This window comes from Ensifer sp. R-19 (assembly GCF_049905105.1).
In the GTDB taxonomy this organism is placed as follows: domain Bacteria; phylum Pseudomonadota; class Alphaproteobacteria; order Rhizobiales; family Rhizobiaceae; genus Ensifer.
Genome location: NZ_CP184569.1, coordinates 1,091,037 through 1,105,142, shown reverse-complemented (window position 1 = coordinate 1,105,142; position 14,106 = coordinate 1,091,037). Strand labels below are relative to the sequence as shown.

11 protein-coding genes are annotated in these 14,106 nt (G+C 61.0%); 2 read left to right on the top strand and 9 right to left on the bottom strand.

Translation table 11 applies throughout. The features are described 5' to 3' along the window. Positions 1-44: 44 nt before the first annotated feature. Positions 45-3,542 carry a DNA polymerase III subunit alpha gene (dnaE, locus tag ACN9MO_RS05375; RefSeq protein ID WP_112995493.1) on the bottom strand — a complete coding sequence of 1,166 codons (3,498 nt, stop codon included), beginning with the start codon at positions 3,540-3,542 and terminating at the stop codon, positions 45-47. A 414-nt stretch (positions 3,543-3,956) separates the two neighbouring features. On the opposite strand from dnaE, the gene ACN9MO_RS05370 reads away from it, so the two are divergent. Continuing rightward, on the top strand, positions 3,957-4,529 hold the full coding sequence (locus ACN9MO_RS05370) for an FG-GAP repeat protein (protein ID WP_057252297.1): 573 nt from the start codon (positions 3,957-3,959) through the stop codon (positions 4,527-4,529). Positions 4,530-4,608: 79 nt separating this feature from the next. Next, the gene (locus ACN9MO_RS05365; protein WP_112995494.1) at positions 4,609-5,076 is read left to right on the top strand and encodes a DUF5680 domain-containing protein; all 468 of its coding nucleotides are present in this window, start codon (positions 4,609-4,611) and stop codon (positions 5,074-5,076) included. Positions 5,077-5,212: 136 nt separating this feature from the next. Here the strand turns inward: ACN9MO_RS05365 and ACN9MO_RS05360 are convergent, their stop codons facing one another. The 8 genes from ACN9MO_RS05360 to nuoN all read right to left on the bottom strand — a co-directional run bounded on the left by ACN9MO_RS05360 (position 5,213) and on the right by nuoN (position 14,087). Then, complete coding sequence (locus ACN9MO_RS05360; protein ID WP_057252300.1) at positions 5,213-5,899, bottom strand: ABC transporter ATP-binding protein; 687 nt, start codon at positions 5,897-5,899, stop codon at positions 5,213-5,215. A 16-nt stretch (positions 5,900-5,915) separates the two neighbouring features. Continuing rightward, positions 5,916-7,226 carry a lipoprotein-releasing ABC transporter permease subunit gene (locus ACN9MO_RS05355; RefSeq protein ID WP_057252301.1) on the bottom strand — a complete coding sequence of 437 codons (1,311 nt, stop codon included), beginning with the start codon at positions 7,224-7,226 and terminating at the stop codon, positions 5,916-5,918. A gap of 19 nt (positions 7,227-7,245) precedes the next feature. Continuing rightward, positions 7,246-8,574 carry a proline--tRNA ligase gene (proS, locus tag ACN9MO_RS05350; protein ID WP_112995495.1) on the bottom strand — a complete coding sequence of 443 codons (1,329 nt, stop codon included), beginning with the start codon at positions 8,572-8,574 and terminating at the stop codon, positions 7,246-7,248. A gap of 752 nt (positions 8,575-9,326) precedes the next feature. Continuing rightward, the gene (locus tag ACN9MO_RS05345) at positions 9,327-9,596 is read right to left on the bottom strand and encodes a DUF1467 family protein (protein ID WP_057252306.1); all 270 of its coding nucleotides are present in this window, start codon (positions 9,594-9,596) and stop codon (positions 9,327-9,329) included. A 127-nt stretch (positions 9,597-9,723) separates the two neighbouring features. Then, a complete protein-coding gene (mce, locus tag ACN9MO_RS05340; RefSeq protein ID WP_058321489.1) occupies positions 9,724-10,128 on the bottom strand; it encodes a methylmalonyl-CoA epimerase in 405 nt (134 codons plus the stop codon). Positions 10,129-10,186: 58 nt separating this feature from the next. Continuing rightward, complete coding sequence (locus ACN9MO_RS05335; RefSeq protein WP_058329350.1) at positions 10,187-11,854, bottom strand: ribonuclease J; 1,668 nt, start codon at positions 11,852-11,854, stop codon at positions 10,187-10,189. Positions 11,855-11,880: 26 nt separating this feature from the next. Continuing rightward, complete coding sequence (locus ACN9MO_RS05330) at positions 11,881-12,645, bottom strand: biotin--[acetyl-CoA-carboxylase] ligase (RefSeq protein ID WP_162728065.1); 765 nt, start codon at positions 12,643-12,645, stop codon at positions 11,881-11,883. Further along, complete coding sequence (gene nuoN / locus ACN9MO_RS05325; RefSeq protein WP_057252312.1) at positions 12,645-14,087, bottom strand: NADH-quinone oxidoreductase subunit NuoN; 1,443 nt, start codon at positions 14,085-14,087, stop codon at positions 12,645-12,647. Before nuoN ends, ACN9MO_RS05330 begins: the two co-directional genes overlap by 1 nt. Positions 14,088-14,106 lie beyond the last annotated feature (19 nt).

The following is a 14,106-nucleotide window of genomic DNA, read 5'->3' as shown; positions in this document are numbered from 1 at the left end:
CGGTGTGATTTCTTCGCTTCGAACGAAACGGAGAAACCTGCCGATCAAACCAACTCGACGTCGACCACGCCCGGCGCCGAGCGCAGCGCCGCAGCGATCTCGGGCGAGATCCGGAACTTCTCGCTCAGTTCCACCTCGATCTCGCGCTGACCGTTGTCCTTGATGACGACGAAGGAGACGAGACCGTCGCCCCTGGTGTTGAGGTGCGAGGCGATCGATTTCAGTGGGCCGGAATCGCGCACATAGACGCGCAGCGCCTTCTGCAGTTGCAGCGATTCTTCCTCGAGCGAGCGCAGGGTCTGGATGCGCAGCCCGATGCCTTCCGGCCGCTCCTCGGCGGCAACGGTCATGACCAGCGATTTGCCCGGCTCCAAGAGGTCGCGATACTGGTGCAGCATTTCGGAGAACAGCACGGCCTCGAATTGGCCCGAAGAATCCGAGAAGGCGACGATTCCCATCTTGTTGCCGGTGCGCGTCTTGCGCTCCTGCTTCGAGGTCACTGTGCCGGCAAGCCGGCCGGCGGTTGCCCCCTTCTTCACCGCGCCGGCGAAATCGCCGAAGGTCTGCACGCGCATCTTGGCGAGCAGCGCATTGTAGGTGTCGAGCGGGTGGGCGGAGAGGTAGAAACCCAGCACCTGGAATTCGCGATGCAGCTTCTCCGAAGCGAGCCAGGGCGTGTAGGTCGGGAGCGCGATACGCTCCGGCCCGGTTGCCGCCCCTGCCCCGAACATGTCGCTCTGGCCGCTCGTCTTGTTCTCCTGCGCACGCTGGGCGAAGCCGAGGATGCGGTCGAGCCCGCCGACCAGTTCCGCACGGTCATAGCCGAAGCATTCGAACGCACCGGCAGCGATCAGGCTTTCGAAGACGCGACGGTTGAGAAGCTTGGGGTCGATCCTGAGGCAGAAATCCTCAAGGCTCACGAAGGTCCGGTCGCCGCGCACTTCGACGATATGCTCAACCGCGGATTCGCCCACGCCCTTGATTGCGGCAAGCGAATAATAGATGCGGTTTTCGCCCGTCTGGAAATGTCGGAATGAAGACTGCACCGACGGTGCAATCACCTCGATGCCCAGGCGCTTTGCGTCCTGACGGAAGTCGTTGACCTTTTCCGTGTTGGACATGTCGAGCGTCATCGACGCCGCCAGGAACTCCACCGGATAGTGCGCCTTCATATAGGCGGTCTGGTAGGAGACGATGGCGTAGGCCGCTGCGTGCGACTTGTTGAAGCCGTAGTTGGCGAACTTGGCGAGCAGGTCGAAGATCAGGTCCGCCTGCGGCTTCGACACCTCGTTCTTCACCGCGCCGTCGACGAAGCGGGCGCGCTGCTTGTCCATCTCCTCCTTGATCTTCTTACCCATGGCGCGGCGCAGAAGATCGGCCTCGCCGAGCGAGTAGCCCGAGAGCACCTGGGCGATCTGCATCACCTGCTCCTGGTAGACGATAACGCCCTGCGTTTCCTTGAGCAGATGATCGATCTTCGGATGGATCGACTCGACTTCTTCCTCGCCATGCTTGCGGGCATTGTAGACCGGAATGTTCTCCATCGGGCCCGGGCGATAGAGCGCCACCAGCGCGATGATATCCTCGATGCAGTCGGGCCGCATGCCGATCAGCGCCTTGCGCATGCCGGCGCTTTCCACCTGGAACACGCCAACCGTTTCGCCGCGCGACAGCATCTCATAGGTCTTCGGGTCGTCGAGCGGGATGCTCGCCAGATCAACCTCGATGCCGCGCTGCTTCACGAAATCGACCGCGACCTTCAATACGGTCAGGGTCTTCAGGCCGAGGAAGTCGAACTTGACGAGGCCCGCCTGCTCCACCCATTTCATGTTGAACTGGGTGACCGGCATGTCGGAGCGCGGATCGCGATACATCGGCACGAGCTGAGACAGCGGACGGTCGCCGATCACGATACCGGCGGCGTGGGTCGAGGCGTGGCGATAGAGGCCTTCGATCTTCTGGGCGATGTCGAGAAGCCGCGCGACGACTGGCTCCTTCTCGGCTTCCTCCTGCAGGCGTGGCTCTTCCTCGATCGCCTTGGAGAGCGGCGTCGGATTGGCCGGGTTGTTCGGCACCAGCTTGCAGATCTTGTCGACCTGGCCATAGGGCATTTCGAGCACGCGGCCGACGTCGCGCAGTGCGGCACGCGCCTGCAGCGAACCGAAGGTGATGATCTGCGCCACCTGCTCGCGACCATACTTGCGCTGCACGTAGCGGATCACCTCTTCGCGCCGGTCCTGGCAGAAGTCGATGTCGAAGTCGGGCATCGAGACGCGCTCGGGATTGAGGAAGCGCTCGAACAGCAGCGAGAAGCGCATCGGATCGACGTCGGTAATCGTCAGCGCATAGGCAACGAGCGACCCTGCACCCGAACCACGGCCCGGCCCAACGGGAATATCGTGCTGCTTCGCCCATTTGATGAAGTCGGCAACGATCAGGAAGTAGCCGGGGAACTTCATGCGCTCGATAACGCCGAGTTCGAAGGCCAGGCGCTCGCGATACTCCTCTTCGCTATAGCCGGGCGCCATGCCGAGCCTGGCGAGACGCTCTTCGAGCCCCTCCTCCGCCTGGCGGCGCAGTTCGTCCGCCTCGGCGCGCTCCGCCTCTTCCGGATCTGCGGTGGCGCCGGTAAAGCGCGGCAGGATCGGTCCGCGGGTCTTCAGCATGAAAGAGCAGCGCCGTGCGATCTCGACAGTGTTTTCCAGCGCCTCCGGCAGATCGGCAAAAAGCGCAGCCATCTCCTTGCGGCTCTTGAGGTAGTGGTCCGGCGTCAGGCGGAAGCGGCTGTCGTCCGAAACCATCGCGTTGTGCGCGACCGCCATCAGGGCGTCATGGGCGTCATAGTCGGACGGTGACGGAAAGAAGGCTTCGTTGGTGGCAACCAGCGGAATGTCGAACTTGTATGCAAGGTCGATAATCCGGCTCTCATGGCGGCGGTCAAATCCGCCGTGCCGCTGCAGCTCGATATAGAGCCGGTCGCCGAAGAGATCATGCAGCGCCTCGAGACGCGCTTCGGCCAGTGCCGTCGAGCCCGCCTTCAGGGCCAGGTCCACCGGACCGCCCGACGCACCGGTCAGCGCGATCAATCCGTCCGTACCGTTTTCGGCAAGCCAGGAGCGCGTGATCCGAGTCGCCTGGCTGCCCTCGCCGCTGAGATAGGCACGGCTCACCAGATCCACGAGCCGGGTGTAACCATCATCGGTCGCGGCGATCAGGACGATCGCGGGCAGCTTCGCGAGATGTTGCGCGTGGCCGCGCCGTTCGCCATCCGCCTCGTCTTCCATGTCGATGGAAAGCTGGCAGCCGGTAATCGGTTGCAGTCCGTCGTCGGCTGCTTTCTGCGAAAACTCGAGCGCGGCAAAGAGATTGTTGGTGTCGGCGATCCCGATCGCCGGCTGATTATCGGCAACCGCCTTGCCGATGACCTTCTTCAGCGGCAGCGCACCTTCGAGCAGGGAGAAGGCCGAGTGGACGCGCAGATGCACAAACTGCGGGTCCGAACCAAGCGCCTCGCTCGATGCTGCTTTGCCGTCGTCTGCCATTATTCGCACCCTGATTCCTGTCTGGTCGGCAGGATATCCCGTTTATCACCCGACATGTCCAGTTTCACCTGACACGTCGCCCCCCTTATTCAATCCAGGGGGCGCATTTCGGGAGGTGCTTGAGAGGAAATATCGACGCTCCTCAGAGGCCGAGCGCGATGAAAGAGATGCTTGCGATGAACAGGCTCATCGAAGCGAAGGCGGCGAGGTCACGAACAAAATCAGTCATAACATGGCTCCTTTTCCGTTATGTTTTTACTTTGTTCTATTTTTGTTCACGCGTCAAGCCGAGCACAGACGTTCTGTTGACGATGGTTAACACGGCAGTCGAATGCAGGTTAACTGCCAGGAAGCCGCTTGAGGAAAGCGCCGCGCCCGCATATCAAGAGGAACAACCAAGCGGAGCGTTCCGACATGCATGCACGCCTGATTCTGCCATTGCTGTTTCTGGTTCCGGCCGTCGCCTCCGCGGCCGAAACGATCGACCCTGCCCGCATCGTCTCCGCGGCGACCGGCGACTGGAACAAGGACGGTGACGCGGACCTCGCCCTGATCGTGCGCCCCGCAGATGGAAGCGACGATGACAACGGTGTCTATCTCTATCTGACCGGTGAGAATGGCGCTCTTGAGCTGAAGGCGGCGATCCCGAACAAGATTTGGGGCGACTTTGACTTTGCCGGACAGGCGCCGTGGGTCGAGGCGCTGCCGAGCGGTTCTTTGCTCATCTCCAGCCACAACGATTCCATCGGACGTGACCGCTGGGAACAGAAACTGACGGTCGCCTACCGCAATTTCGAGTTCGTGGTCGCCGGCTATACCTACTCATCCTACGATACACTCGATCTAGACAACACGTTGAAGTGCGACCTCAACGTTCTGACAGGCAAGGGCAAATCCAACGACAAGGCCATAGCCACCAAGGGCGAACTCGTCCTGCTCAAGGACTGGAACGACGATCGCGGCCAGAAGGCTTGCGGCGTTCAGTAATCAGGTGATTGTTCTCTATTTGTTCTTTACAACCAACACGGACCACGGCATCCTCGGCCAGAACATATGAGGAACCCACATGGCCGCGCTCGAACAACTGAAGGACTTTATCGTCGAAGCCAAATCGAAAACCTATGTCGGCGGCGGCGTGCCGCGGCCTTCCTCTCGCCAAGGCTCCCATGACATCGGCTACGAAACGGGCAGTTGGCGCTATCTCGACAGCTATTACGGCGGAACCGATTTTGCAGGACAGGAAACGGTCTGGCAGGATGGCGAACCGCGCTGGGCGATGAACTACTTCGGCCGGATTATGCGCCCCGAGCTCATAACTGGAGAGAAGGCAGGTCTGGTCATCAAGGCTGCGCTACAGGCGATGTATCGTGAGAAGCGGCACTTCCTCGGCGGTATGGAGTTTCGGCATGCACATGGCTACTACATCGATAGCAGCCGCGGCGACACCGAACATTTTTCCGGCCGCGAGGTCATCTTCGTCGATGGCGAGGAAGCTTACGAACTCGACTATCGTGGCGGGCTGATCCGGCGTTAAAAGCGGCGCCAGAAGACGCGTACGCCGCGCCCAGGGCGGCGTGGGACGTGAACTGTGAGACGTTTCTTCCGCGCTGGCCAAAGACAGTGAGCGGCAACGGCGCTGGGCGATCAATGCGCCCGCTCGGCCGGTGCCATCAGTTCATCTCGACGACTTTGCCGTCCTCGATCGTCACGCGCCGATCCATCAGCCCGGCGAGTTCATGATTGTGCGTGGCGATCAGGGCCGCGAGACCCGACTGGCGCGCGAGCGCCTCAAGCGCTTCAAAGACATAGCCGGCGGTTTCCGGATCGAGATTGCCTGTCGGCTCGTCCGCAAGAAGCACGAGCGGCGCGTTGGCGACGGCGCGCGCGATCGCGACGCGCTGCTGCTCGCCGCCGGAGAGCTCCGTCGGGCGATGATCGGCACGGTGACCGATGCGCATGTAGTCGAGCAGCGCCCTTGCCCTATCGGCGGCCTCAGCCTTGGGCAAGCCGGCGATCAGCTGTGGCATCATGATGTTCTCAAGTGCCGAGAACTCGGGAAGCAGATGGTGAAACTGGTAGACGAAGCCGATCTCGTTGCGGCGGATCGCCGTGCGCCGATCGTCGTTGAGGCCACCACAGGAGACGCCGTTGACCAGCACTTCGCCGCCATCCGGGCGCTCCAGCAGGCCGGCGACATGCAGGAGCGTCGACTTGCCGGTTCCCGAAGGCGCGACCAGCGCAACCGTCTCGCCACTTCTCAGGGTAAAATCCGCACCCTTGAGGATGGACAGGAACGTTTCGCCTTCCCCGTAGTGTCGCTCGACGCCGGAAAGCTGCAGTGCCACGCGCGCATTCATTCAGTTGATGTCCTTGTCATTCGTAACGCAGGGCCTGCACCGGATCGAGGCGCGAAGCACGCCAGGCCGGGAAGATTGTGGCGAGGAAGGAAAGGGTAAGTGCCATGACGATGACGAGCGCGGTCTCATCGGCATTCATGTCGGCCGGAAGCTGGCTCAGGAAATAGAGCTCTGGGCTGAAAAGTGTGGTTCCAGAGATCCAGGAGAAGAACTGCCGAATGGATTCGATGTTGAGGCAGACGACGACGCCGAGCGCCACGCCCGCGACCGTTCCCGCCGCGCCGATCGCGGCACCCGTCATGAAGAAGATGCGCATCACCGAGCCGGAGGTCGCGCCCATCGTTCTGAGAATCGCGATGTCGCTGCCCTTGTCCTTCACCAGCATGATCAGGCCGGAAATGATGTTCAGCGCGGCGACCAGCACGATCAGCGTCAGGATCATGAACATGACGTTGCGCTCGACTTCGAGCGCCGAGAAGAAGGTCTTGTTGCGGTCGCGCCAGTCGGTAATGAAGATCTGTCGTCCCGCGGCATCCTCGATCGGCTGGCGCAGTTCGTCGACGACATCAGGATGCTCGACGAAGATCTCGATCGACTGCGCAAGCCCCTCCGCGTTGAAGAAAAGCTGCGCCTCTTCAAGCGGCATGAAGATGATCGTCGAGTCGTATTCCGACATGCCGATCTCGTAGATCGCCGAGACGGTGTAAGCCTTGACGCGCGGATTCATGCCAAGCGGCGTCACGTCGCCATTGGGCGAGGTCAGCGTGATTGTTCCGCCGACGCGAATGCCGAGTTGCTCGGCCATGCGGGAGCCGATCGCGACACCGGAGCCGGAGGCAAAGCCGACCATGTCGCCGGACTGGATATGGTCGGAGACCGACTTCATCTTGCCGAGATCGTCGGCGCGGATGCCGCGCACCAGAGCACCAGTAGAACTGTCGCCGATGCCTTGCGCCAGAACCTGGCCCTCGACCAACGGGATTGCCATGGTGACGCCCTTGACGCCCGAGAACTTGGTCGCCAGCTCCGCATAGTTGTTGAGTGGCCCGTCGATCGGCTGCACGATCATGTGACCGTTGATGCCGAGAATGCGGGAAATGAGCTCGGTGCGGAACCCGTTCATCACGGCCATGACGATGATTAGCGTCGCAACGCCGAGCATGATGCCGATGAAGGAGAAGCCGGCGATAACCGAAATGAAGGCTTCCTTGCGCCTGGAACGCAGGTAGCGCCACGCCACCATGCGCTCAAAGGCGGAAAAGGGACGGCTGGAGGACTTTTCAGGCTGCGTTGCGGCCTGCACCTGATCTTCAGTCACGGCGGTCATCCTGCCTTCCCTCGCCTCTTCACTTCGTTGCTATCAGCTTGTTGATCGCAGCTTCGACGGTCATGGTCTCGCGCTCGCCGGTCTTGCGATCCTTGACCTCGACTTCGCCGTTGGCGATCGAACGCGGGCCGACGATGATCTGGACCGGGACACCGATCAGGTCCGCAGTCGCGAACTTTGCACCGGCGCGGTCGTCCGTGTCGTCGAGCAGTGTGTCGAATCCCGCCTTGCCGAGTTCGGAGTAGAGCGTCTCGCAGGCGCCGTCGCAAGCGGCATCGCCCGCTTTCATGTTGATGATGACGCCATCGAACGGCGAGATCGACTTCGGCCAGATGACGCCGTTGTCGTCATGCGACGCTTCGATGATCGCCGGCACGAGGCGGGTCGGGCCGATGCCGTAGGAGCCCATGTGCACGGCATGCTCCTTGCCGTCGGGGCCGAGAACCTTGGCGCCCATGGCTTCGGAATACTTGGTGCCAAAGTAGAAGATGTGGCCGACCTCAATGCCGCGGGCCGACAGGCGGTCGCCTTCGGCAACCGCATTGAAGGCGGCCTCGTCGTGCATTTCCGATGTTGCGGCGTAACGCGAGGTCCACTTGTCGAAGATCGCCTTCAGGCCGGCGACGTCCTCGAAGTTGGTTTCTTCGCCCGGAATATCGAAGCCGAGGAAATCCTTGTGGCAGTAGACTTCAGATTCGCCGGTGTCGGCGAGGATGATGAATTCGTGGCTGAGGTTACCGCCGATCGGGCCGGTGTCGGCACGCATCGGAATGGCGCGAAGACCCATGCGCGCAAACGTGCGCAAGTAGGCCGCGAACATGCGGTTATAGGCGTGTTCTGCCCCCTCGCGATCGAGATCGAAGGAATAGGCGTCCTTCATCAGGAACTCGCGCGAACGCATGGTGCCGAAGCGCGGACGGATCTCGTCGCGGAACTTCAGCTGGATATGGTAGAGGTTGAGCGGCAGGTCACGATAGGACTTCACGTAGGACCGGAAGACGTCCGTGATCATTTCCTCGTTCGTCGGGCCGTAAAGCATCGGCCGGTCCTGGCGATCCTTGATGCGCAGCATCTCCTTGCCATAGGCGTCGTAGCGGCCGCTTTCCTGCCAGAGCTCTGCGGACTGCAGCGTCGGCATCAAGAGTTCGATTGCGCCTGAGCGGTTCTGCTCTTCGCGGATGATCGCATTGACCTTGTCGAGAACCCGCTTGCCCAGTGGCAGCCAGGTATAGATGCCCGAGGACTGCTGCCGGATCATGCCGGTACGGAGCATGAGGCGGTGGGAAACGATTTCCGCTTCCTTAGGATTTTCCTTCAGGATGGGCATGAAAAAGCGGGACAGGCGCATGACGGGTTCCAGAACTTGATGAACGTCGCACTATCGGCGGATTCGGGCGAAATGACGTTGAGCTCGGGTGCCTTCTTCGCCGGTAGACTGGCAAGGGCGACCGTTGCTTCTCGGGGTCGAGCTCTCCATTATCCATCGCCGGCAAAGCCAACGTGAACCTTTATGAGCCTTGCGTTCATAGCTGCTTCGCAGGCGGAAGAAAACCCTACTCTCAGGCCATCGCCGGAAAGATCGGAGCCACTGATTTTGAGGGGAAAAGACCGGAAAAGCCTGCGTCAAAGAGCACGCTAGTAACAAGATTACGACAGGAGTTGTCAACGGGAATATTTTACCCAACTGTAGCAAAAATGCAAAAAAACAGGATGACACAGCTTAATGTTTGGGCTAATTTCGGCTCACAAAACAGGCATGAAGACTAAATTCTTGCCGACTTTCGCGGTCAAGTCTTGGGAGGATAAGATCTTAGGCGCGCCTCGTCGCTGCCGCCGGAAACGGATTAGGATCACGCGAAACTTGAAAAACAAGGCTTTTAGCCTTGTTTTTTTTTGCTTTTCTCGACTCCGTCGCGAGCACGAAGCAGGTGTAGAAATTGAACTATGTCAATTCGGCGGCGGTCAATCCTGCAATTGCGCTGGTTCCACCCACAGCATCGCGCGCGGCGTCATCATGACGCAGAAATCCAGCACTCGGCATCCTGAAAACTCTCCGATTGCCTTGCGGTTCGGCTCAGCCCATCCGCCTTGCCGAAATTCTCAATAGAATTTCGGGTAAAACCGCGGAATAGAATCGATCCCGTAGCCAAGTTTGACGGAGACGATATACCAGGCGAGTTGGATGACAGCCGCGATGGCCGTGGTCAAAAGCACGACCCGTTTCGCATTGAACTTGGCCGGCGCGCTTTCGACGCTTCCCGGGACGACGCTGTTTTCTTCCGCTTGCGTGCGCACTCCCAAGGGAAGAACGGCAAACAGCGTGATCCACCAAATGATGAAGTAAATAGCAAAAGTTGAAAACAGTGGCATTTCCGGCTCCCGGTGAAGGCGATCGACGCAACGACCGCAGGCCGTTTCGCCGCGACTTCCGCGACATTCTGTCCGCCTTATAGCGCCGCCTGCCCGATCAGACAAATGCGCATCGCGCGGTCAACTGTCACACCTCTTCGAGTTCGATCAGCGTACCCTGGAAATCCTTGGGGTGCAGGAAAAGCACCGGCTTGCCATGCGCACCGATTTTCGGCTCGCCGTCCCCCAGAACGCGAGCGCCGGCCGCACGCAGCGCGTCGCGCGCGGCGAGGATATTGTCCACCTCGTAGCAGATGTGATGCATCCCGCCCGAAGGGTTCTTCGCCAGGAAAGCGGCGATCGGCGAGGTCTCGCCGATCGGCTCCAACAGCTCGACCTTGGTGTTGGCCAGCGTGACGAACACCACGGTTACGCCGTGTTCCGGCAACGTCTGCGGCTCGGTGACGGATGCACCAAGCGTCGAGCGGTAGCTTTCGGCGGCGGAGGCAAGATCCGGCACGGCGATGGCGATATGGTTCACTCTTCCCAGCATTGCGATCCTCCCGCGTCCTGTACCGGCCCCGCTTACACTGCCGCGAGGCGACCGCCAATCAGACTTTGGTGACGAACACCGTCACAATCGGCTTCTTGCCCCACGTCTGGTTGGCTGTGCTGCGAACGGCGCGGCGCACCGCCTCCTGCAGCATGGCCAGATCCTTGCGCTTTGCCCGCGGAATGCTCTCGACCGCACCGAGGATCGCGTCATAGAGCGTATCCTCCATGTCTTCGCCCTCGTCATCGAATTCCGGCAGACCGATCGCAACGATGTCCGGGTCGCCAAGGAAATCGTAGCGGCCATCAAGAACGACGTTGACGGCGACGTGCCCTGCGAAGGAGAGCTTGCGGCGTTCGCCGATGCCCATCTCTTCGAAATCGCCGATGAGGTTGCCGTCCTTGTAGATGCGGCCATGCGGCGCTTCGTCGATGACCTCGGCCGGGCCTGGTGCAAGACGCAGCATTTGACCGTTCCGAAGGCGCGGAACGCTGGCGATGCCCGACTGCTGACCAAGTTCGGCATGGGCCGTCAGATGCGCGGCTTCGCCATGAACCGGAACGAGAATCTGCGGGCGCAGCCATTGATACATCTGCTGCAGCTCGGTGCGGCGCGGGTGACCGGACACATGCACCAGCGCCTCACTGTCGGTGATGATGTGTATGCCTTGCTCGACCAGGCCATTCTTGATGTCGTTGATCGCCTTCTCGTTGCCGGGGATGGTGCGCGAGGAGAAAACGACCGTATCGCCGGCGGAAAAAGCCACGTTGCGCATCTCGTCGCGGGCAATCTTGGCGAGTGCTGCCCGAGGCTCACCCTGGCTACCGGTCAGGATGACCACGACCTTGTCGCGCGGCACGTAGCCGAACTCGTCTTCGGCAAGGAAAGGCTTGATCCCTTCCATCAGGCCGAGATCCGCGGCCACGGCGACGACCCGCTTCATCGAACTGCCGAGCAGCAGCACATCCCTGCCCGCCTCTTCCGCCGCCTCGGCGATCGAGCGAATGCGCCCGACATTCGAGGAGAAAGTCGTTATCGCGACCCGGCCCTCGGCGTTGGCGATGATCTTCGTCAGGCTCTCGGAGACTTCCTGTTCCGACGGCGAAACACCATCACGCATAGCATTGGTGGAATCGCAGATAAGCGCCAAGACGCCTTCGTCACCAATCTGGCGGAAGCGCGTCTCGTCGGTCAGGGGCCCAAGCGACGGATGCAGGTCGATCTTCCAGTCGCCGGTGTGAACGACAGTGCCGACCGGCGTGCGGATGATCAGCGACATCGGCTCGGGGATCGAATGGTTGACACCGACCGCCTCGATCTCGAACGGGCCAACATTGATGCGGTCGCCCTGTTTGAAGATCGTCACCGGGATCTCACTGCGGCTTCTCTCGAAATCGCGCTTGGCTTCCAGCATGCCTGCCGTGAACGGCGAGGCATAGACCGGAACGTTGAGGCCCGGCCAGAGATCGTTCAGGCCGCCATAATGGTCCTCGTGGGCGTGGGTAATGATGATGCCCTTGAGATTGCGGCGCTCTTCCGCCAGGAAGCTGATATCTGCGAGAACCAGATCCACGCCCGGAAGGTCCGGCCCCGGAAAGGTGACGCCGCAATCGACCATGATCCACTGGCGGCTTCCGGGCCGCCCGTAGCCGTATAGGCCAAGATTCATGCCGATTTCGCCGACGCCGCCAAGCGGCAAGAACACCAGTTCTTCGTCTTGCGCCATATTGTAACGCGCCCTTGTTCTAGGAATTATCCGAAAAATACGTCGCCGGCGGCAATCGCGTGCATCGTGCCTGACCCGGTATCGAGCATCAACCGCCCGGTCTCATCAATACCGGCAAAGCGGCCCGAAAGCGACCGGTCCGGCAGGTTCACAGTTATCGTCTCACCGATGCCGCGGGCGGCCGACCGCCACTGCTCGATGGTCTTTGCAATACCCGCGCCGCGCTCCCACACCGACAACGTCTCCGCCATCGTCATGAACAGCCGCGCGAAAAGTTCGTCCGGAGAAACCGACGCACCTTCACTCCTCAACGAGGTCACGGGATAGAGGGCCTCGTCCGGCTGGACGGCAATGTTGATGCCACAGCCAATGACCAGTGCCTGGCGCCCATCTGCAAGCGCCTCACCCTCGAGCAGGATGCCGCAGGTCTTTTTGCCGTCGATGAGAATATCGTTCGGCCATTTGATCTCGACCGGTGCAGCGCCCGGCGGCATCACCTGGCGGATTGCCCGGTGCACGGCAACAGCAACCGCGAGCGGCAGGGAATGCAAATGCTCGATCGGCGCCGGATCAATCAGGAGAAGCGATGCGTAGAGATTGCCGGGTTCTGAAAACCAGGCGCGGCCGCGGCGTCCCCGGCCACCGGTCTGCCTGACAGCCGTGACCCAGAGATTGCCCGGGTCGCCCTGGCGCGCACGCGCCAGGCATTCGCTGTTTGTCGATCCGACCGCATCGAGAGCGACGTGCCGGAAATCGTCGGGCGATATCCGGCCGCCGCTTTCAAGGGCGATCAAAAGAAGGTCCGCGCCGCGGCCTCGGCAGCGCTTCCAAGCGGACCGCCGATCAGGACGTATCCAAGGACGAACAGACCCGAGAGACCGAACACCAGTTTCAGTTCGCCAGCCGTACGGGCGAACTCGCCCTTGGCATCATCGAACCACATCACCTTGATGACGCGCAGGTAGTAATAGGCGCCGACAACGGATGCGAGGACGCCGATGATGGCGAGTGCATAGAGCTGCGCTTCGATTGCGGCCATGAACACGAAGTACTTCCCGAAGAAGCCTGCCATCGGCGGAATGCCGGCGAGCGAGAACATCAGGACGGTCAGTACGGTCGCCATGAAGGGGTTCGTCTGCGAGAGACCAGCGAGGTCGTCGACGTTTTCAACGTTTTCGCCTTCCTTGCGCCGCATCGCCAGGATGCAGGCGAAGGTGCCGAGCGTCATGACCATGTAAATGAGCATGTAGAGCAGCACGCCGCGAACGCCCGCCATCGAGCCGGCAGCAAGGCCGACCAGCGCGTAGCCCATGTGGCCGATCGAGGAATAAGCCATCAGACGCTTGATGTTCTTCTGGCCGATCGCCGCGAAGGAACCGAGCAGCATCGAAGCGATCGAGATGAAGACGATGATCTGCTGCCAGTCGGCAACGACGGGTTCAAAGGCATTGATGACGATACGCACAAGGATCGCCATGGCCGCAACCTTCGGCGCTGCCGCGAAGAAGGCGGTGACCGGCGTCGGCGCACCTTCGTAAACATCAGGCGTCCACATGTGGAACGGCACGGCCGAGATCTTGAAGGCGAGACCGGCGAGCACGAAGACGAGACCGAAGATCAGGCCGAGCGAACGTCCCTCCGCCGTCAGTGCAGCGGCGATCTGGGTAAAGCCGGTGTGGCCAGTGAAGCCGTAGATCAGCGACATGCCATAGAGCAGCATGCCCGAGGAAAGCGCACCGAGCACGAAGTACTTGAGGCCGGCCTCGGTCGAGCGAATGCTGTCGCGGTTGATCGCAGCGACGACGTAGAGCGCCAGCGACTGCAGTTCCAGCGAGAGGTACAGCGACATCAGGTCGTTGGCCGAGATCATCAACAGCATGCCGAGCGTTGCCAGCACCAGAAGCACCGGGAACTCGAAGCGATCAATCTGGGCGGAACGCGCGTGACCGACTGTCATCACCAGTGCCGTGATCGAACCGATCAACGCCAGCACCTTCATGAACTTGGCGAAGGGATCCGACAGGAAGGCGCCGCCATAGGCCGAGCCTTCGCCGGTCTTTAGCACGAGCCAGAGACCGGCGATGATCAGAACGGCAACCGCAAGGCCGGTGACCGTCGACGCCGATTTTTCGCCGGCAAACACGCCGATCATCAGCAATGCCATCGCGCCGACCGCGAGGATCAACTCGGGGATCGAGAGTTGCAGGCTTGCAAGGAGGGTTTCAGCAGTCATGTCCAATCACGTCCTGTGG

Excerpts from the sequence above, each read along its gene's own strand:
- dnaE (WP_112995493.1), bottom strand. The coding sequence starts at position 3,542 with ATGGCAGACGACGGCAAAGCAGCATCGAGCGAGGCGCTTGGTTCGGAC.
- ACN9MO_RS05370 (WP_057252297.1), top strand. The coding sequence starts at position 3,957 with ATGCATGCACGCCTGATTCTGCCATTGCTGTTTCTGGTTCCGGCCGTC.
- ACN9MO_RS05365 (WP_112995494.1), top strand. The coding sequence starts at position 4,609 with ATGGCCGCGCTCGAACAACTGAAGGACTTTATCGTCGAAGCCAAATCG.
- ACN9MO_RS05360 (WP_057252300.1), bottom strand. The coding sequence starts at position 5,899 with ATGAATGCGCGCGTGGCACTGCAGCTTTCCGGCGTCGAGCGACACTAC.
- ACN9MO_RS05355 (WP_057252301.1), bottom strand. The coding sequence starts at position 7,226 with ATGACCGCCGTGACTGAAGATCAGGTGCAGGCCGCAACGCAGCCTGAA.
- proS (WP_112995495.1), bottom strand. The coding sequence starts at position 8,574 with ATGCGCCTGTCCCGCTTTTTCATGCCCATCCTGAAGGAAAATCCTAAG.
- ACN9MO_RS05345 (WP_057252306.1), bottom strand. The coding sequence starts at position 9,596 with ATGCCACTGTTTTCAACTTTTGCTATTTACTTCATCATTTGGTGGATC.
- mce (WP_058321489.1), bottom strand. The coding sequence starts at position 10,128 with ATGCTGGGAAGAGTGAACCATATCGCCATCGCCGTGCCGGATCTTGCC.
- ACN9MO_RS05335 (WP_058329350.1), bottom strand. The coding sequence starts at position 11,854 with ATGGCGCAAGACGAAGAACTGGTGTTCTTGCCGCTTGGCGGCGTCGGC.
- nuoN (WP_057252312.1), bottom strand. The coding sequence starts at position 14,087 with ATGACTGCTGAAACCCTCCTTGCAAGCCTGCAACTCTCGATCCCCGAG.